General features: G+C 72.0%; 15 protein-coding genes, 4 tRNA genes and 1 pseudogene. 11 read left to right on the forward strand and 9 right to left on the reverse strand.

Annotated features, from left to right (window positions below; translation table 11 throughout):
* Positions 1-19: 19 nt before the first annotated feature.
* From E2B92_RS31380 to purM, 4 genes are all read left to right on the forward strand, one after another.
* Complete coding sequence (locus tag E2B92_RS31380; RefSeq protein ID WP_126886815.1) at positions 20-826, forward strand: maleylpyruvate isomerase family mycothiol-dependent enzyme; 807 nt, start codon at positions 20-22, stop codon at positions 824-826.
* A 72-nt stretch (positions 827-898) separates the two neighbouring features.
* Positions 899-1,744, forward strand: coding sequence for an META domain-containing protein (locus E2B92_RS31385; protein WP_126886814.1), 846 nt, complete (start codon positions 899-901; stop codon positions 1,742-1,744).
* 237 nt (positions 1,745-1,981) lie between these two features.
* The gene (purF, locus tag E2B92_RS31390) at positions 1,982-3,508 is read left to right on the forward strand and encodes an amidophosphoribosyltransferase (protein WP_126886813.1); all 1,527 of its coding nucleotides are present in this window, start codon (positions 1,982-1,984) and stop codon (positions 3,506-3,508) included.
* Between the two features lie 45 nt (positions 3,509-3,553).
* On the forward strand, positions 3,554-4,627 hold the full coding sequence (purM, locus tag E2B92_RS31395) for a phosphoribosylformylglycinamidine cyclo-ligase (protein WP_126886812.1): 1,074 nt from the start codon (positions 3,554-3,556) through the stop codon (positions 4,625-4,627).
* A gap of 58 nt (positions 4,628-4,685) precedes the next feature.
* Here the strand turns inward: purM and E2B92_RS31400 are convergent, their stop codons facing one another.
* Together E2B92_RS31400 and E2B92_RS31405 are read right to left on the reverse strand one after the other, a co-directional pair.
* Positions 4,686-4,946 carry a DUF3073 domain-containing protein gene (locus tag E2B92_RS31400; protein ID WP_126886811.1) on the reverse strand — a complete coding sequence of 87 codons (261 nt, stop codon included), beginning with the start codon at positions 4,944-4,946 and terminating at the stop codon, positions 4,686-4,688.
* A gap of 315 nt (positions 4,947-5,261) precedes the next feature.
* The gene (locus tag E2B92_RS31405) at positions 5,262-6,344 is read right to left on the reverse strand and encodes a Leu/Phe/Val dehydrogenase (RefSeq protein ID WP_126886810.1); all 1,083 of its coding nucleotides are present in this window, start codon (positions 6,342-6,344) and stop codon (positions 5,262-5,264) included.
* A gap of 154 nt (positions 6,345-6,498) precedes the next feature.
* Here E2B92_RS31405 and E2B92_RS31410 point away from each other — a divergent pair, with 154 nt between their 5' ends.
* Positions 6,499-7,344, forward strand: coding sequence for a hypothetical protein (locus tag E2B92_RS31410; protein WP_126886809.1), 846 nt, complete (start codon positions 6,499-6,501; stop codon positions 7,342-7,344).
* 557 nt (positions 7,345-7,901) lie between these two features.
* Positions 7,902-8,108 carry a developmental transcriptional regulator BldC gene (gene bldC, locus E2B92_RS31415; protein ID WP_003949541.1) on the forward strand — a complete coding sequence of 69 codons (207 nt, stop codon included), beginning with the start codon at positions 7,902-7,904 and terminating at the stop codon, positions 8,106-8,108.
* 308 nt (positions 8,109-8,416) lie between these two features.
* Here the strand turns inward: bldC and E2B92_RS31420 are convergent.
* From E2B92_RS31420 to hrpA, 3 genes and pseudogenes are all read right to left on the reverse strand, one after another.
* Positions 8,417-8,632 (reverse strand): annotated as a pseudogene (locus tag E2B92_RS31420) (DUF6274 family protein); the annotation flags it as partial.
* 129 nt (positions 8,633-8,761) lie between these two features.
* Positions 8,762-8,835: transfer RNA gene (locus E2B92_RS31425), tRNA-Asp, on the reverse strand.
* Positions 8,836-8,932: 97 nt separating this feature from the next.
* On the reverse strand, positions 8,933-12,871 hold the full coding sequence (gene hrpA / locus E2B92_RS31430; protein ID WP_126886807.1) for an ATP-dependent RNA helicase HrpA: 3,939 nt from the start codon (positions 12,869-12,871) through the stop codon (positions 8,933-8,935).
* A gap of 104 nt (positions 12,872-12,975) precedes the next feature.
* On the opposite strand from hrpA, the gene E2B92_RS31435 reads away from it, so the two are divergent.
* Genes E2B92_RS31435 through E2B92_RS31445 form a run of 3 tightly spaced genes read left to right on the forward strand, consistent with a single transcriptional unit; the run spans position 12,976 to position 14,992 of the window.
* Positions 12,976-13,389 (forward strand): hypothetical protein, encoded by a 414-nt coding sequence (locus tag E2B92_RS31435; protein WP_126886806.1) that lies wholly within the window; start codon positions 12,976-12,978, stop codon positions 13,387-13,389.
* Positions 13,390-13,445: 56 nt separating this feature from the next.
* Positions 13,446-14,171: a DsbA family protein gene (locus tag E2B92_RS31440; protein ID WP_126886805.1), complete on the forward strand. Its 726-nt coding sequence runs from the start codon at positions 13,446-13,448 to the stop codon at positions 14,169-14,171.
* Positions 14,168-14,992 (forward strand): cytochrome c biogenesis CcdA family protein, encoded by an 825-nt coding sequence (locus E2B92_RS31445; protein WP_126886804.1) that lies wholly within the window; start codon positions 14,168-14,170, stop codon positions 14,990-14,992. The genes E2B92_RS31440 and E2B92_RS31445 overlap by 4 nt, the downstream gene beginning before the upstream one ends.
* A 116-nt stretch (positions 14,993-15,108) precedes the next feature.
* Here the strand turns inward: E2B92_RS31445 and E2B92_RS31450 are convergent.
* The 4 genes from E2B92_RS31450 to E2B92_RS31465 form a co-directional block, all read right to left on the reverse strand.
* Positions 15,109-15,182: transfer RNA gene (locus E2B92_RS31450), tRNA-Phe, on the reverse strand.
* Between the two features lie 22 nt (positions 15,183-15,204).
* Positions 15,205-15,279: transfer RNA gene (locus E2B92_RS31455), tRNA-Asp, on the reverse strand.
* A gap of 39 nt (positions 15,280-15,318) precedes the next feature.
* A tRNA-Glu gene (locus E2B92_RS31460) sits at positions 15,319-15,391 on the reverse strand.
* A gap of 80 nt (positions 15,392-15,471) precedes the next feature.
* A complete protein-coding gene (locus E2B92_RS31465) occupies positions 15,472-17,031 on the reverse strand; it encodes a metallophosphoesterase family protein (protein ID WP_133087778.1) in 1,560 nt (519 codons plus the stop codon).
* 59 nt (positions 17,032-17,090) lie between these two features.
* On the opposite strand from E2B92_RS31465, the gene E2B92_RS31470 reads away from it, so the two are divergent.
* Positions 17,091-17,441, forward strand: coding sequence for a metallopeptidase family protein (locus tag E2B92_RS31470; protein WP_185923670.1), 351 nt, complete (start codon positions 17,091-17,093; stop codon positions 17,439-17,441).
* A 166-nt stretch (positions 17,442-17,607) separates the two neighbouring features.
* Positions 17,608-18,153: a hypothetical protein gene (locus E2B92_RS31475; RefSeq protein ID WP_126887479.1), complete on the forward strand. Its 546-nt coding sequence runs from the start codon at positions 17,608-17,610 to the stop codon at positions 18,151-18,153.
* Positions 18,154-18,184: the final 31 nt, after the last annotated feature.

Consider the following 18,184-nt stretch of genomic DNA (forward strand, 5'->3'; position numbering starts at 1 on the left):
TGCGGCTAGCCTCGGGCCCATGCCTCCCGCCAAGAAGCGTCCGCGCGCCTACGACTCCGCCAGGACACGGGCCGCCGTGCTGGCCCAGTTCGACCACGTGCACCGGGCGGTCCTCACCCTCACGCCCGAGCAACTCGCCCTGCCGACGCGCCTGGGCGCGTGGACGGTCCGCGAACTGACCGCGCACATCACCATGGCGGTGCGCTCCGTGATCCGGGGCGTGGCCGCGCCCGAGCCGGCCACCCGCGACCTGACCCTGCTCGAATGGCCGCTCGCCACCCGGAAGTACGCCGGTGACGTCGACCACGACACCCGGGAGATCGCCGAGGCGGCGGTCACCGGCCCGGCCTCGCTGGCCGCGCTGTACGAGGAGACCGGGCGGGGGTTCGCGAAGGCGCTCGCGGGGGCCTCGGACGAGCGGCTGATCGCCACCCGCTTCGGGGGCGTCCGCCTCGGCGACTTCCTGGTGACCCGTACCGTCGAACTGATCGTCCACACCGACGACCTGAACGCCGCGACCGGGCTCGCCGTGCCGTACGAGCGCGGGGCGCTGGCCGCCTGCACCCGGCTGCTCGCCGACGCGCTCGCGGTGAAGGCGCCGGGCGGGTCGGTGGAGGTGCGGGTGCCGCCGCACGCGGTGGTGCAGTGCGTCGAGGGGCCCCGGCACACCCGGGGCACGCCGCCGAACGTGGTGGAGACCGACCCGCTGACGTGGATCAGGCTCGCCACCGGGCGCACCGCGTGGGCCGAGGCCCTGTCCGCGGCGCACGTCCACGCGAGCGGCGAGCGGGCGGACCTCTCGCCCCACCTCCCGGTCCTCGGCTGACCGCTCGATGCCCCGGACGGCCCGGCGGCGGAACCGGGCTCCCGTCCCGTCCGTCCCATCACCATGCCGACCATGCTGAAGAAACCGCCGTACCTCCCCGGGGCCGCCGCCGCGCTCGTCCCGCTCCTCGCCCTGGGCCTCACCGCCTGCGGCACCCAGTCCGGCGACGGATCGGGCCCGGGCGACGGCAGCGGCTCCGTACGCCCCGACGTGCCGGTCACCGGGGTGCACTGGACCGTCGAGAGCGTCACCGTCGACGGCAGGAAGACCGCCGCCCCCGCGGGCGCCCACGTCCGGATCGACCCCAAGGGCCGGGCCATGGGCAACTTCGGCTGCAACCACTTCAACGCCCGGGCGACCGTCGACGGCGACACGGTCACCCTCAGCGACGCGGCCATGACCGAGATGGGCTGCCCCGAGCCCCTGCAGGGCTTCGAGGACGCGCTGAAGTCCACCCTGACGGGCAAGCTCAAGGCCGAACTGACCGACGGGAAGCTGACCCTGACCACTCCGGACGGTGACGCGATCCGGCTCGGCGAGCAGCCCCCGGCGCCGCTCGTCGGCACCACGTGGACGGTCGACTCCCTGGTCTCGGGCCGGGCCGCCACCTCCCTGCCGGCCGGCACGGAGGGCAAGGCGTCGTTCGTGTTCGGCAAGGACGGCTCCGTACGCGGCAACCTGGGCTGCAACCAGTTCAGCGCCCCCGTCACCACCGACGGCTCGACGCTCACCTTCGGCCGGGTCACCAGCACCCGCAAGCTGTGCCCGGGTCCCGCGATGGAGCTGGAGCGCGCCCTGCTGAACACCATGAAGGGCAAGGTCACGTACGCGATCGACCACCGCAGCCTGACGGTCACCGCCCCCGGCGGCACCGGCTTCGCGGCCGGTGCGGAAAGCGGCGGGAAGGGCGCCCGGTAGGGTCCGGCCCGGCTGCGAGGTCCGTCACACCGGGCGTGACCCGCGGCGGGCCGGGCGCCTCCGGCCGGGCACCGCCGGGGCGCCGTCCGGCCCGCTCAGCGCCTGCTCAGCCGCTGGTCAGGCGCCCCTCGGCCGGGCACATCCGGAACCGGCCGGTCCGGCACCCGTCCGCGCGGGCCCCCGATCCGCCCCGTCCCCAATTCGGACCAGTGGTCGACCTCGCCTACACTCGGTGGCGTGCCACGTGGTGACGGTCGACTCAATCACGATCTGCTTCCCGGCGAGAAGGGCCCCCAGGACGCTTGCGGCGTCTTCGGTGTCTGGGCTCCGGGTGAAGAGGTCGCAAAGCTCACGTACTTCGGGCTCTACGCCCTCCAGCATCGGGGTCAGGAATCCGCGGGAATCGCGGTCAGCAACGGCTCCCAGATCCTCGTCTTCAAGGACATGGGCCTCGTTTCCCAGGTCTTCGACGAGACCTCTCTCGGTTCCCTCCAGGGTCACATCGCGGTCGGTCACGCCCGCTACTCGACCACCGGCGCCTCCGTGTGGGAGAACGCGCAGCCGACCTTCCGGGCCACCGCCCACGGCTCCATCGCGCTCGGCCACAACGGCAACCTGGTCAACACGGCCCAGCTCGCCGAGATGGTCGCCGACCTGCCCAAGAAGGACGGCCGCGCCACGCAGGTGGCGGCCACCAACGACACCGACCTCGTCACCGCGCTGCTCGCGGGCCAGGTCGACGACGACGGCAAGCCGCTGACCATCGAGGAGGCGGCCGCCAAGGTCCTCCCCGAGGTCCGGGGCGCCTTCTCCCTCGTCTTCATGGACGAGCACACCCTCTACGCCGCCCGCGACCCGCAGGGCATCCGCCCGCTGGTCCTCGGCCGCCTGGAGCGCGGCTGGGTCGTCGCCTCCGAGTCCGCCGCCCTCGACATCTGCGGTGCCGCCTACGTCCGTGAGGTCGAGCCGGGCGAGATGATCGCGATCGACGAGAACGGCATCCGCACCTCGCGATTCGCGGAAGCGAAGCCCAAGGGCTGTGTCTTCGAGTACGTCTACCTGGCGCGCCCCGACACCGACATCGCCGGCCGGAACGTGTACCTCTCCCGGGTGGAGATGGGCCGGAAACTGGCCAAGGAAGCCCCCGTCGAGGCCGACCTCGTCATAGCGACGCCCGAGTCCGGCACCCCCGCCGCGATCGGCTACGCCGAGGCCAGCGGCATCCCGTTCGGCGCGGGCCTGGTGAAGAACGCGTACGTCGGCCGGACCTTCATCCAGCCGTCCCAGACCATCCGCCAGCTCGGCATCCGGCTGAAGCTGAACCCGCTGAAGGAAGTCATCAAGGGCAAGCGCCTGGTGGTCGTGGACGACTCGATCGTCCGCGGCAACACCCAGCGCGCGCTGGTCCGGATGCTCCGCGAGGCCGGGGCCGCCGAGGTCCACATCCGGATCTCCTCCCCGCCCGTGAAGTGGCCGTGCTTCTTCGGCATCGACTTCGCCACCCGCGCGGAGCTGATCGCCAACGGCATGACGGTCGAGGAGATCGGCAAGTCCCTCGGCGCCGACTCCCTCTCGTACATCTCCATCGACGGCATGATCGAGGCCACCACCATCGACAAGCAGAAGCTCTGCCGCGCCTGCTTCGACGGTGAGTACCCGATGGAACTGCCGGACCCCGAGCTGCTCGGCAAGCAGCTCCTGGAGACCGAGCTGGCCGCCGGACCGGCCGCCACGGCCGCGGCCGACGCCCTCCGTCGCCCGTAGGACCACCCGCAATCCCTGCAGTACGACACGAAAGTTCTCACAGTCATGTCTGAGACTGAGACCACCGGTGCCAGCTACGCAGCCGCGGGCGTCGACATCGAGGCGGGCGACCGCGCCGTCGAGCTGATGAAGGAGTGGGTGAAGAAGACCCAGCGTCCCGAGGTCCTCGGCGGCCTCGGCGGCTTCGCCGGCCTCTTCGACGCCTCCGCCCTCAAGCGCTACGAGCGCCCGCTGCTGGCCTCCGCCACCGACGGTGTCGGCACGAAGGTCGACATCGCCCGCCAGATGGGCGTCTACGACACCATCGGCCACGACCTGGTCGCCATGGTCATGGACGACATCGTCGTCTGCGGCGCCGAGCCGCTGTTCATGACCGACTACATCTGCGTCGGCAAGGTCCACCCCGAGCGGGTGGCCGCCATCGTCAAGGGCATCGCCGAGGGCTGCGTCCTGGCCGGCTGCGCCCTGGTCGGCGGCGAGACGGCCGAGCACCCCGGTCTGCTGGGCCCGGACGACTTCGACGTCGCCGGCGCCGGTACGGGCGTGGTCGAGGCCGACCGGCTGCTGGGCGCCGATCGCATCCGTACGGGTGACGCGGTCATCGCCATGGCCTCCTCGGGCCTTCACTCCAACGGGTACTCGCTCGTGCGCCATGTGCTGTTCGACCGGGCCGGCATGCGCCTGGACCAGCAGGTGGAGGAGTTCGGCCGCACCCTCGGCGAGGAGCTGCTGGAGCCCACCAAGATCTACTCGCTGGACTGCCTGGCGCTCACCCGCACCACCGATGTGCACGCCTTCAGCCACATCACCGGCGGCGGCCTCGCCGCGAACCTCGCCCGGGTGATCCCGGACGGGCTGCACGCCACGGTCGACCGGTCGACCTGGGTGCCCGGTGCGGTGTTCGACCTGGTCGGCACGGCCGGCCGGGTGGAGCGCCTGGAGCTGGAGAAGACGCTGAACATGGGCGTCGGCATGATGGCCGTCGTCCCCGCCGAGTCGGTCGAGGTGGCGCTGGCCACGCTGGCGGACCGGGGCGTCGACGCCTGGGTCGCCGGTGAGATCACCGAGCGCGGCGAGCACACCACGGGCGCGACCCTGACCGGGGACTACGCGAGCTGAGCAGCACAGAACCCGGTCCGGGGCGGGGCCCCGGACCGGGCTCGAGTGAATTCAGGCGTCAAGCACCACGGCGCTGTGACGACGGACCGGACTCCTCGTCCTCGTCATCATCGTCGTTGTACAGCTCCGCGTAGCGGGCGTACGGGTCGTCTTCCTCGTCGTCGTCCTCGAACGGCTCGCCATTCGGCGGCTGCGAGAGCGGTTGCGGAGTAGAAGCGCCCAGCTCGCTGGCCAGACGCGACAGGTCAGTCCCGCCGCTGTTGTACTTCAGCTGGCGGGCGACCTTCGTCTGCTTGGCCTTGGCCCGGCCGCGCCCCATGGCTCGACCCCCTCGGTGACGGGGCTCGACGGCCCCAGAGTCTTGACACGCGTTCATGATTCGGAACGGACTCTCCGTGGAGAGACCGGCCCGTAGGGCTTCAACGGTACCTGCTTCCGCGGCCATACGGTACGCCGCCCGCATGACGCGCCTCGGAGCAAGACCGACGAGGAGCCCTGTCCTCGCTGGTCAGCGCTGATTTTAACCTCTTCTTGGCAGTCGACCCGCCGACCGGCGTGAGCCATGTCTCCCTCCGGGGGAAACGGGCTCACGGCGGCCGGCGGGTCGACCTGTCAACCTCGGCTCACCACGGCACTACCCGCGGCGCGCCTCCGCCATGCGCTGCTCGGCGATCCGGTCGGCCGCGGCGGCCGGCGGAATCCCGTCTTCCTTCGCACGTGCGAATATCGCCAGCGTGGTGTCGAAGATCTTCGCGGCCTTGGCCTTGCACCGGTCGAAGTCGAACCCGTGCAGCTCGTCGGCCACCTGGATCACACCGCCGGCGTTGACGACGTAGTCGGGCGCGTAGAGGATGCCGCGGTCCGCGATGTCCTTCTCGACGCCCGGGTGCGCGAGCTGGTTGTTGGCCGCGCCGCACACCACCTTCGCCGTCAGCACGGGCACGGTGTCGTCGTTCAGCGCCCCGCCGAGGGCACAGGGGGCGTAGACGTCCAGGCCCTCGGTGCGGATCAGCGCGTCGGTGTCCGCCACCACCGTGACCTGCGGGAACTTGTCGGTGATCCGGCGCACCGACTCCTCGCGCACATCCGTGATGACGACCTCGGCGCCGTCCTCGAGCAGGTGCTCCACCAGGTAGTGGCCGACCTTGCCCACGCCCGCGACGCCGACCTTGCGGCCGCGCAGCGTCGGATCGCCCCAGGCGTGCTGGGCGGAGGCCCGCATGCCCTGGAAGACGCCGTAGGCGGTGAGGACGGAGGAGTCGCCGGCGCCGCCGTTCTCGGGGGAGCGGCCGGTGGTCCAGCGGTTCTCCCGGGCGACGACGTCCATGTCGGCGACATAGGTGCCGACGTCGCAGGCCGTCACGTACCGGCCGCCGAGGGAGGCCACGAAGCGGCCGTAGGCCAGCAGCAGTTCCTCGGTCTTGATCAGCTCCGGGTCACCGATGATCACGGCCTTGCCGCCACCGTGCTCCAGACCGGCCATGGCGTTCTTGTACGACATGCCCCGGGACAGGTTCAGCGCGTCGGCGACGGCGTCTTCCTCGGAGGCGTACGGGTAGAAGCGGGTACCTCCGAGGGCGGGGCCCAGGGCGGTCGAGTGGATGGCGATGACGGCCTTGAGGCCGGAGGCGCGGTCCTGGCACAGCACCACTTGTTCGTGGCCCCCCTGCTCCGATCGGAACAGGGTGTGCAGGACGCCGTCGGTCACATCGGTCACGGTGGTGACTCCCAAGTACGAAGCGGCGGATGAGGCCCTCCTGCGGGTGGGGGAGGACCTTGACGGCAAGAGGGTAAGTCCTACCTGCGCGTAGATGAGAGCCAGTGCCGCGGATCACCCCCTCGCGGAGTACGGGCGTGGAAGGATTCGTGACATGTCAGCCGTCCCCCCGGTCCTCGTCCCCTACGCCTCGTACCTGCGCGTGTACGAGCCGCTGGCGGCGTTCCCCGAGCCGGAGCGCGGCCACTGGGCCCGGTACGCGCGCCGGGGCACCGCTCCGGGCGCCCAGGAGGAGCTGCGCCGCTCGCTCGTGGGGCTGCTGGCCACGCCGCCGGTCGCGGTGCCCGCGCAGGAGAGCGCGGACGCCTTCGTGGCGGAGGTGGACGGGGTGGTGTGCGTGTGCCCCTGGCGGACGCGGCTGCGCGGCTGGCTGGCGCTGGAGGAGCTGGCGGGCACGCTGCCGCCGGCGGTCCTGGACGCCGCGCTGCCGCCGCTGGTGCGGGAGCAGGCGCAGGCGGACTACGAGCGGTGGCGGGAGCGGAACCCGGACGCGCGGCCGTGGATCCGCTCGGCGGTGTGGCAGGTGCCTGTGCGGTGGTTCGCGCTGTTCTCCGACGACGAGCGGGAGTTCGTCGCGGGCGGCGGCCCGGGCAAGGCGCCGGTGCTGCGGTACCGGACGCCCATGGTGCAGGCCCGGCGGCGGGTGGCGCGGGCGCTGAAGACGCTGCGCGAGTCGATCGACGAGGGGCCGCTGACCGAGGGCCTGGTGGACGTGGGGCGCTGGCTGGAGGAGTTCCACCCGCGCTCGCTGGTCGAGCTGGACTACGGGGGGCTGGTGCACGCCCTGCCGGAGGAGTCGCTCGCCGAGGACCGGTCGGCGGCGGACGTGGCGGCCGGGATGGCGGCGCTGCGGGCGGGTGACGGCGAGGCGGCGGGTGCGGCGTACGAGCGGCTGACCGAGCGGTGGCGCGCGGTGCGCGACCGGCAGCACGCCAACTGACATGATGATCTTGGTCTGAGCGGGCCCGCCGAACTCGACGGATTCCGCCATGGACCTGGCGGCCGTTCTCCCGGATGATCTCGCTCCGGGGACCTTCGGGTGCAGCCGGTGGGGCCCTTGGTCCCGATCCGGGCCTTTGTGTCAAGCGTGACGGATAGCACTAACAGGGCTCTTGCGCCCATCGCCCGACCTCATGCCAAAATAGGACAAGGAGTCCGGGGAGGGCTCCTTCCGTCCAAGTATGGGCGGAAGGCTCAGCATTGCACGCTATGGGGGGTCCTGTTGACTCCTGATCGCTCTGTGACTGATCGTCACTGTGACGTGACTGTCCGTTATGGCATGAACCATCGGCTTCCGCCGCTGATGAACACCTGAGAGGGCAATTCCATCGGTTTGGCCGAACGTGGCTGGACAGATGGTGTAGTTGTAGTGCCGAGGACAAGCCGTTCGTCCTATAACCGACTCGGCTCGCGTCCGCCATTTCGGGCAACGCGGGTCAAGGTGCAGAATTTAGAGGAAAGAACCGAGAAGGTTCGGTTCTCCCGAGGAGGCCGCTCATGACCGCTCGCACCCCTGATGCCGAGCCGCTGCTGACCCCCGCTGAGGTTGCCACGATGTTCCGCGTGGACCCGAAGACGGTGACCCGCTGGGCAAAGGCGGGCAAGCTCACGTCCATCCGCACCCTTGGTGGACACCGCCGGTACCGCGAGGCAGAGGTCCGCGCCCTGCTCGCGGGTATCCCGCAGCAGCGCAGCGAGGCCTGAACACCCCGCTGAACAGGGCATTTCCGGGTCCCCCAACCCGGTTCGCCCACCCATAGCTCCACCGACGCGAGCCCGCCCCAACGGGCCTTCGTCATCGATCGCGCTGGACTCCGCCGGGTCCAGCGCGATCTTTTTGTGCCCCGGGGGCCGGCCGGTGCCCGGCCTCCGCACGCCCCGCGCCCCGCTTCGGGGGAGCGCACGGCGGAGCCTCCGGGGAGGTGCAATTGCACATATTAAATCGGCCCGTTGTAGGGAGGGGGTAAGTTGAGCGGTTTTCAAAAGAGGTTTCGTGACTCGCGTCACACTGTTCCCGTGTCGTCCTCCGGGTCCGGCGGGCGCTCCTCGGCCCCGTTCCCGTCGCTCTCCGGCTCCTCCTGGACCGGGTCGGGGTACTCCATGGCCAGCCTCAGCAGGCGGTGGCAGATGGGGCAGTGGCGCGTGACGTGGCGGTAGCCGGAGGCGGCCGCCAGGTGGGCGCGGAGCAGTGCGCGAGTCTCGTGCCTGGCTGTGGATGCCGCCGCCATGCGCGTCACCTCCCGTGAAGGGCCCCCGATCCCCTGTTGCTTGGGTACCGGTGGCAGATGACGGCGTCAAGACGCAGCGCAGAAGGGCCCGCATCCTGGGGGATGCGGGCCCTTCTGTACCTCTTGCTGCGATCCTGACGGGACTTGAACCCGCGACCTCCACCTTGACAGGGTGGCGAGCTAACCAACTGCTCCACAGGACCTGGTTTTCGCGGCCGACTGCGCGGCTGCGAATCACACTGTACAGCAGGTCAGAGGGTCCGGTCGACCTCACTCATGGCGACGGTCCCGACACGGCCCTCAGGGCGCCGCCGCGTCGATGGCCTTGATGATGCGCTTGTCGGAGACGGGGTGGGCCGTGCCCAGGGCGTGGGCGAAGTAGCTGACCCGCAGCTCCTCGATCATCCAGCGGATGTCCAGGACCTCCTGCGGCACCGGGCGGCCCTTGGGGAGCTGCTCCAGCAGCCAGGCGTACTCGTCCCGCATCTCGTGGACCTTCTCCATGCGCGTGGTGTCGCGCTGGACGGACGTCGGCATCTGCTGGAGCCGCCGGTCCACCGCCACCAGGTAGCGCATCAGGTCCGGCAGCCGCCGCAGGCCGGTCGCCGTCACGAAGCCGGGCGGCACGAGGGCCGCGAGCTGCTCGCGGACGTCCTGGACGTTGCGGACCAGGGCCAGGCTGTTCGTCGCCTTCAGTCGGCGCTCACAGGCCTGCCAGGCGGCCAGGATCTGCTGCACCTGGTCCACCGTACGGATCGTCAGCTCCACGAGGTCGGCGCGGACCTTGTCGTACAGCTTCCTGAACGACTCCTCGTCCCACGCCGGGCCGCCGTGGTCGGCGATCAGCCGGTCGGCCGCGGCGGTCGCGCAGTCCTCGAACAGCGCCTGGACCGAGCCGTGCGGATTGTGGGAGAGGGCCAGCTTCTGCTGGTTCGTCAGCCTGTCGGAGGCGAACTTCGCCGGGCTCACCGGGATGTTCAGCATGATCAGCCTGCGGGTGCCGCGCCACATCGCCTGCGCCTGCTCGGCCTCCGTGTCGAAGAGCCGTACGGAGACCGTCCCGCCGGCGTCGACGAGGGCCGGGTACGCCTTGACGGGCTGGCCGGCCCGCCGGGTCTCGAAGACCTTCGTCAGGGTGCCGATCGTCCAGTCGGTCAGCCCCGTGCGCTCCAGGGACTGCCCGGTGCCCGAGGGGCCCTCCGTGGCGGCCCTGGCGGCCTGGGAGAGCGCCTGGCGGGCCTTGGGGCGCAGGCTGAGCTTCAGCGCCTCCAGGTCCTTGTCCTCGGCCAGCTTGCGGCGCCGCTCGTCGACGATCCGGAAGGTGATCTTCAGGTGGTCGGGGACCCTGGTCAGGTCGAAGTCACCGGCGTCGACCGGGACGCCGACCATCCGCTGGAGTTCCCGGGCGAGCGTGACCGGCAGCGGCTCCTGGAGGGGGACGGCCCCTTCCAGGAACTTCCTCGCGAAGTTCGGCGCCGGGACGTAGTGGCGGCGGACCGGCTTGGGCAGGGAGCGGATCAGCTCGGTGACGACCTCCTCGCGCAGGCCCGGGATCTGCCAGTCGAAGCCCTCGTCCGTCACCTGGTTGAGCACCTGGAGCGGGATGTGGACGGTGACGCCGTCCGCGTCCGCGCCCGGCTCGAACTGGTAGGTCACCCGGAACTTCAGCGCGCCCTGCCGCCACGAGTCCGGGTAGTCGGCCTTGGTGACCGCGCCCGCCTTCTCGTTGATGAGCATCTCGCGCTCGAAGTCGAGCAGCTCGGGCGCCTCGCGCCGCTTGTGCTTCCACCACGAGTCGAAGTGCGCGCCCGACACCACGTGTTCGGGCACCCGCTGGTCGTAGAAGTCGAACAGGGTCTCGTCGTCCACGAGGATGTCGCGGCGGCGGGCCCGGTGCTCCAGCTCCTCGACCTCGGTCAGCAGCTTGCGGTTGTCCGCGAAGAACTTGTGGTGCGTGCGCCAGTCGCCCTCCACCAGCGCGTTGCGGATGAACAGCTCGCGCGACACCTCCGGGTCGATGCGCCCGTAGTTCACCTTGCGCTGGGCGACGATCGGCACGCCGTACAGCGTCACCTTCTCGTACGCCATGACCGCCGCCTGGTCCTTCTCCCAGTGCGGCTCGGAGTACGTGCGCTTCAGCAGGTGCCCGGCCAACGGCTCGATCCACTCGGGCTCGATCTTCGCGTTGACCCGCGCCCACAGGCGGGAGGTCTCCACCAGCTCGGCCGACATGATGAACCGCGGCGGCTTCTTGAACAGCGCCGAGCCGGGGAAGACGGCGAACTTGGCGCTGCGGGCGCCCAGGTACTCGTTCTTCGCGCCGTCCTTGACGTCCTTCATCCCGATGTGGGAGAGCAGGCCCGCCAGCAGCGAGACGTGCACGCGGTCCTCGGGCGCGTCCTCGTCGTTGAGGTGAATGCCCATCTGCTTGGCGACCGTGCGCAACTGCATATAGATGTCCTGCCACTCACGGATGCGCAGGTAGTTCAGGTACTCCGCCTTGCACATCCGGCGGAACGCGGACGACGACAGCGCCTTCTGCTGCTCGCGGATGTACCGCCACAGGTTCAGGAACGCCAGGAAGTCGGACGTCTCGTCCTTGAACCGGGCGTGCTGCTGGTCGGCCTGCGCCTGCTTCTCGGCCGGCCGCTCGCGCGGGTCCTGGATCGACAGCGCGGCCGCGATCACCATGACCTCGCGCACGCAGCCGTTCTTGTCGGCCTCCAGGACCATCCGGGCCAGCCGCGGGTCCACCGGGAGCTGGGCCAGCTTGCGGCCCGCCTGCGTGAGGCGCTTCTTCGGGTCCTTCTGCGCCGGGTCGATCGCGCCCAGCTCCTGGAGGAGCTGCACGCCGTCGCGGATGTTGCGGTGGTCCGGCGGGTCGATGAACGGGAACTTCTCGATGTCGCCCAGCCCGGCCGCCGTCATCTGGAGGATGACGGACGCCAGGTTCGTCCGCAGGATCTCGGCGTCCGTGAACTCCGGACGGGCGAGGAAGTCGTCCTCGTCGTACAGCCGGACGCAGATGCCGTCCGACGTACGGCCGCAGCGGCCCTTGCGCTGGTTGGCGCTGGCCTGGCTGATCCGCTCGATCGGCAGCCGCTGCACCTTGGTGCGGTGGCTGTAGCGGGAGATACGGGCGGTGCCGGGATCGATGACGTACTTGATGCCGGGGACCGTCAGGGAGGTCTCGGCGACGTTCGTCGCGAGGACGATCCGGCGGCCGGAGTGGGCCTGGAAGACCCGGTGCTGCTCGGCGTGCGAGAGGCGGGCGTAGAGGGGGAGGACCTCGGTGTTGCGCAGCTTCTTCTTGAGCAGCGCGTCCGCCGTGTCGCGGATCTCGCGCTCACCGGAGAGGAAGACCAGGATGTCGCCCGGCCCCTCGGCCTGGAGCTCGTCGACCGCGTCGCAGATGGCGGTGATCTGGTCGCGGTCGGACTCCTCGGAGTCCTCCTCCAGGAGCGGGCGGTAGCGGACCTCGACCGGGTACGTACGGCCGGACACCTCGACGATCGGGGCGTCGCCGAAGTGGCGGGAGAAGCGCTCCGGGTCGATGGTCGCGGAGGTGATCACGACCTTGAGGTCGGGGCGCCGGGGGAGGAGCTGGGCGAGGTAGCCGAGCAGGAAGTCGATGTTGAGGCTGCGCTCGTGGGCCTCGTCGATGATGATCGTGTCGTAGGCGCGCAGCTCGCGGTCCGTCTGGATCTCGGCGAGCAGGATGCCGTCGGTCATCAGCTTGATGAAGGTCGCGTCCTGGTTCACCTGGTCGGTGAAGCGGACCTTCCAGCCGACCGCCTCCCCGAGGGGCGTCCCCAGCTCGTCCGCCACGCGCTCGGCGACCGTGCGGGCGGCGATGCGGCGGGGCTGCGTGTGGCCGATCATGCCCCGTACGCCGCGCCCCAGCTCCAGGCAGATCTTGGGGATCTGGGTCGTCTTGCCGGAGCCCGTCTCACCGGCGACGATCACGACCTGGTGGTCGCGTATCGCCTCCAGGATGTCGGTCTTCTTCTGGCTGACCGGAAGCTGCTCGGGGTACGTGATCTCCGGCACCCGCGCCGCGCGCTCGGCGGTGCGGGCAGCGGCCTTCCCGGCCTCGGCGGCGATCTCGTCCAGCACGGCCTGCCGGGCTTCGGGCTTGCGGATGCGGCGGGCGCCTTCGAGACGGCGGCCGAGCCGGTGCGCGTCGCGCAGCGAGACCTCGGCCAGCAGGGTCTGGAGGTCGGCGAAGGAAGTAGACATACCTGACCCAGGATCTCACTCGCGGCGACGGAGTGGCGAACCGATTTCCCCGTACCATTTCCGGCGAGTCGACGAGCCCCGGATGACCTTGGAAGGCGGTGCCCATGCCCCGTGCCGGCAGCCCGTGGTGCCGCTTCGCGGCCGCCGCGCTCGTGCTGCTCGGCGCGCTGCTGGTGTGCGGCCCGGGCGCTGCGGGTGTGGGCGCGGGTGTGGGCCGGAGCGCCGGTCAGTCCGTCGGCGAGGCCCCCGGCCAGGCCGCCGCGCACGACGTGGTGACCGCCGCCGGTGTCCCCGAGCGTTCGCCCGGGTGCGGGCCGGCCGACGACGAGGGCGGCCTGGCGCCGGCCGTGCCGCCCCGCCCGGGCGCCGCCTGCGAGCTGCTGCCCGCCCTGTACGCCGCCCGAGCGGCGGCCGGCGCGTGGGGCGTGGACGAGCCGGCCCCGGACGTCCGCCCGGAGCGCGGGCCGCCGCCGCTCGCACCGCCCTCCCCGCTGGACCTGTCGATCCTGCGCGTATAGCCGGCGCCGTCACCCCGCCGGCCCCGGCCCCTTCCCACGCGTACAGGAGTTTCCCCATGCCCACGTCCAAGCCGTACCTCATCGGCGCCGGTGTCGTCGCCGCGGCCGCGCTGCTCGGCGTCGTCTCGTACACCGCCACCAAGCCGGCCCCGCCCGCCGCCGCGCCCTCCACCGTCGCCGAGGCACCCGCCGAGGCATCCGCCGGGCCGCAGGCCGGGGTCTACCCGGAGCTGGAGAAGTACGCCCGGCGCGACGCCAAGGACCCGCTCGCCGTCGGGCGCGCCGACGCGCCGGTCGTCCTGATCGAGTACGCCGACTTCAAGTGCGGCTACTGCGGGAAGTTCGCCCGGGAGACCGAGCCGGAACTGATCGAGAAATACGTCCGTGAGGGCACCCTGCGCATCGAGTGGCGCAACTTCCCGATCTTCGGCGAGGAGTCCGAGCGGGTGGCACGCGCCGCGTGGGCGGCGGGGCAGCAGGGCCGGTTCTGGCAGTTCCACCGGGCGGCCTACGCCGAGGGCGCCAAGGAGAAGGGCTTCGGCGAGGAGCGGGTGACCGCCCTCGCGAGCGAGGCCGGCGTCGGCGACCTCGCCCGCTTCGGCCGCGACCTCGACAGCGAGGCGGCGCGGCGGGCCGTCGCCAAGGACCAGGAGCAGGCGTACGCGCTCGGCGCCACGTCCACCCCGTCGTTCCTGGTGAACGGCCGTCCCATCGCGGGCGCCCAGCCCATGGAGACGTTCACGTCCGCAATCGAGGCCGCCCGGCGCGAGGCGGAGAAGTGACGGACATCGGTTACCTGGCGGCCTTCCTGGGCGGCCTGCTCGCCCTGCTGAGCCCGTGCAGCGCCCTGCTCCTGCCCGCGTTCTTCGCGTACTCGATCGACACCCGGGCCCGGCTGCTCGCCCGTACCGGGATCTTCTACGCCGGTCTCGCCACCACGCTGGTCCCGCTGGGCGCGGCCGGGTCGTTCGCGGGGCGGCTCTTCTACGGCCACCGCGACCTGCTGGTCGCCGTCGGCGGGTGGACGATCGTCGTGCTGGGCGTGGCACAGATCCTGGGCCTGGGCTTCGCCTCGCGGCGGATCGCCGAGGTGAGCGGCCGCATCCGCCCGGTGTCGGCGCTCTCGGTGTACGCGCTGGGCCTGGTGTACGGCCTGGCCGGCTTCTGCGCGGGCCCGATCCTGGGCAGCGTCCTGACCGTGGCGGCGCTCAGCGGCAGCCCGGCGTACGGGGGCCTGCTGCTGGCCGTGTACGCCCTCGGCATGGCGGTGCCGCTGTTCCTGCTGGCGCTGCTCTGGGAGCGCTACGACCTGGGCCGGCGCGGCTGGCTGCGGGGCCGCGCGCTGCGGCTGGGGCGGTTCGGGCTGCACAGCACGTCGCTGCTGTCGGGCCTGTTCTTCATCGTCCTGGGCGCGCTGTTCCTCGCCTTCGACGGCACGACCGCCCTTCCGGGCCTGCTGTCGGTCGACGACTCCTACGCGGTGGAGGAGTGGGCCTCCGGGCTCGGCCGGGCGGTCCCGGACTGGGCGCTGCTGGTGGCGGTGGTCGCCGTCGTCGCGATCACCCTGGGCGTACGCGGCTGGCGCGGCCGCGAGCGCACCTGACGCCCCGCGGCTTTCCTCCGCCGTCCCCGCGGGCGGCGGAGGGTCCTGCCCGGGAGTCCCACGGCGCGTGGGGGTACGACGAAGGCCCCGTCCGGGGGACGGGGCCTTCGTGGCGGTGGCTGGGGCCGGGGTCGAACCGGCGACCTTCCGCTTTTCAGGCGGACGCTCGTACCAACTGAGCTACCCAGCCACGCGACTCTTGCGAGTCGCAGCGGTCCTGACGGGATTTGAACCCGCGGCCTCCACCTTGACAGGGTGGCGAGCACTCCAAACTGCTCCACAGGACCAAGCAATGCGCGAGAACAAGTCTCGCACACGGTGATGCGTGCCCCCAACGGGATTCGAACCCGTGCTACCGCCTTGAAAGGGCGGCGTCCTGGGCCACTAGACGATGAGGGCTGATGGCCCGCCTGGGCGCTTCGTCAGCGCGTCGGGGACGTGAGAAGCATATGGGATGCGAGGACGGTTCGCCAAAACGGTTAAGGGGACCGGGGCGCGGAGGGGCTCGCGGAGCGGGGCGCGGCGGGCGCGCCGGAGGGGGCGGGCGGGGTGTTCTGCTCCGGGACGTGGCGGCTGACCTCGGCGGTCGTCAGCCCCAGGCCGCCCAGGGTGATCTCGTCCCAGGCCTGGAGGCGGCGGGTGTCCCGGTCCAGGTAGAGGACCGAGGCGTGCACCTTCTCGGGCTCCTCCCGCTCCAGGGCGCGCAGGCCGCCGCCGCCCGTGGAGCCCTCGATCTTGAGGCGGGTGCCGTTCGGCAGGAGCTTGTTCACCCGGCGGTGGACGTGGCCCGCCAGGACCAGTGGGACCCGCCCGTCGGTCTCCTGGGCGGCCACCGGGTTGTGGGCCACCGCGATGTCCACCGGCCGGCCCGCCCGCGCCTCGGCGCCCAGCGCCGCCGCCAGCCGGGCACCGGCGGCGCGCTCGGCGTCGTCGCCGGCCGGCGCCACCGAGCGGTCCGGTGTGAACTGCGGGTCCCCGGTGCCGGCCACCCGCAGGCCGGCGACGGTGACGGCGCGGCCCCCGTCGAGCACGTGGACGTTCCTGAGGCGCTCCAGGTAGCGCTGGGTGACCCGCGAGTCGTGGTTGCCGCGCACCCAGACGTACGGGGCACCCAGGTCGCTGATCGGGTCGAGGAAGCCGTTCTCGGCGGCGGTGCCGTGGTCCATGGTGTCGCCCGAGTCGATGATCACGTCGATCCGGTACTGCTCGACGAGCGAGCGGATGATCTCCCACGCGGCGGGGTTCAGGTGGATGTCGGAGACGTGCAGCACGCGCATGGTGCCCGGGTCGGGCTGGTAGGTCGGGAGCGTGGAGGCGGCGTCGTACAGCTTCGTCACATTGGTGACCAGCCGGGCCAGTTCCTTCTGGTAGACGTCGAACTCGGTGACGATCGAGCGGGCGTTGCCCACCACGGAGGGCGCCGACGACAGGAGCCCGGAGAACCTGGGCTCCAGGACGGACTTGGGGTTCCAGGTGGCGTACGCGGACGCGCCCGAGGCGGCCAGCAGCGCGAGCGCCAGGCCGCCGGCCGCGAGGGCGCGGCGCGGGCGGCGGTAGACGGCGAGGCCGAGGGCGGTGGCGCCGGACACGACCGCGACGCAGGAGCGCAGCGCCAGCTCGCGGGTGCCGTCGGCGACGTCCTGGGTGATCTCGTCCTGGAGGCCGGTGATCCGCTCGGGGTGCTGCACCAGTGCCTGGGAGCGCACCGGGTCGAGCTGGTCGACGTCCACGTCGAGGCGGATGGGGGCGGTGTGGGAGTCGAGCTCCAGCGCGCCCAGCGGCGAGACGTTGATCTTCGTCCCGCCGCTCAGGGAGGGGCGCAGGGTCATGCTCGTGTCCATGGGCCCCACGGGGGTGCGGACGCTGCCGACCGCCAGCAGGCCGAGCCAGGCGCCCAGGAGGACGACGGCGACCAGCCCGAAGGCTCGGGCATACGGGTGAGGCGTGTGGACCAGGGCGGGCGTGGGGGCGGAGTGGTGGGAGCGGTAGTGGCGCAGAAGGCGGGCGTACGTGGTGCGGAGGGCAGCTCGGGCGGCCATGGGCGCCGTATGCCCTTGCGGACCGGTCACTATGCCCGGCCATCCCTGACAATGGCCGGGTGCTGGAGATGACACGCGAGGAGTTCGAGGAACTGGTCGCCGAGGCGCTGGACCGCATCCCGCCCGAGCTGACGCGGCTGATGGACAACGTCGCGGTGTTCGTGGAGGACGAGCCGTCGGCGGACGATCCGGATCTGCTGGGTCTGTACGAGGGAACTCCGCTGACCGACCGGGGCGAGTGGTACGCCGGTGTGCTGCCGGACCGGATCACCATCTACCGGGGGCCGACGCTGCGGATGTGCGACTCGCGGGAGGACGTGGTGGCCGAGACGGAGGTGACGGTCGTCCACGAGATCGCCCACCACTTCGGGATCGACGACGAGCGGCTGCACGAGCTCGGCTACGGCTGACCGGGGGACGGGCGCGGGGCGTGTCCTTGTGGGGCCTGGGGAGTTGGGCAGGGAAACCCCGTCCCGCACCCCTGGAGGTGCCCTCGTGCGCCATCTGTCCGCCCCCGTCCGATGGGCCGTCACCGCGCTGGCGGTAGCGGCCTCCGCAGGCTCCGTCAGCGGTTGCATGAGTGTCTCCGACGCGGGCGCGAAGCCGGGTCCCGCCCGGACCGCCGGCCCGTCGGGGGCCGCGGCGGCCGAGCCGGACGGCGGTGCCCACGTGCCGGGCGGCCGGCACGACGTACGCACCGGGCACGGCGTGGAGGGCGAGGCGGGCGCGCCGGGCGAGGAGGACGGGGCGTCGCCGGAGCCGGGTGACGCGAGTGGTCCGGCGACGCCGTCGGCCGCGCCGTCCGGGAAGCCGTCGGCGGGCGGCACGCCCGGTGCGCGGCCCGCCCGGCCGCCGGCCCCCTCGCCGACCGGTGGCGGTGGCGGCGCGGACGGCGGGGGCGGGGCCTCGCCGAGCCAGCAGCCGACGCCGCCGGAGCCCACGCCGCCGCCGGAGCCGACGCCCCCCTCGACGCCGCCCGCCGAGCCGAGCCCGGACCCGTCGGACCCGCCGTCCGCCTCGCCGGCCGCCGACACCCGTACGCAGGCGATGGGCGCGCCGGAGGACCGGTGGGACGGGCCGGGGGCGGAACCGGAGGCGTCGCCGCAGGTCGCGCCCGCGTGACGGGGCGCGGCGCGGGCGGCGGTGAGGGCGC

The sequence above is a fragment of the Streptomyces sp. WAC05374 genome (assembly GCF_004353505.1).
Classification (GTDB): Bacteria; Actinomycetota; Actinomycetes; order Streptomycetales; family Streptomycetaceae; genus Streptomyces.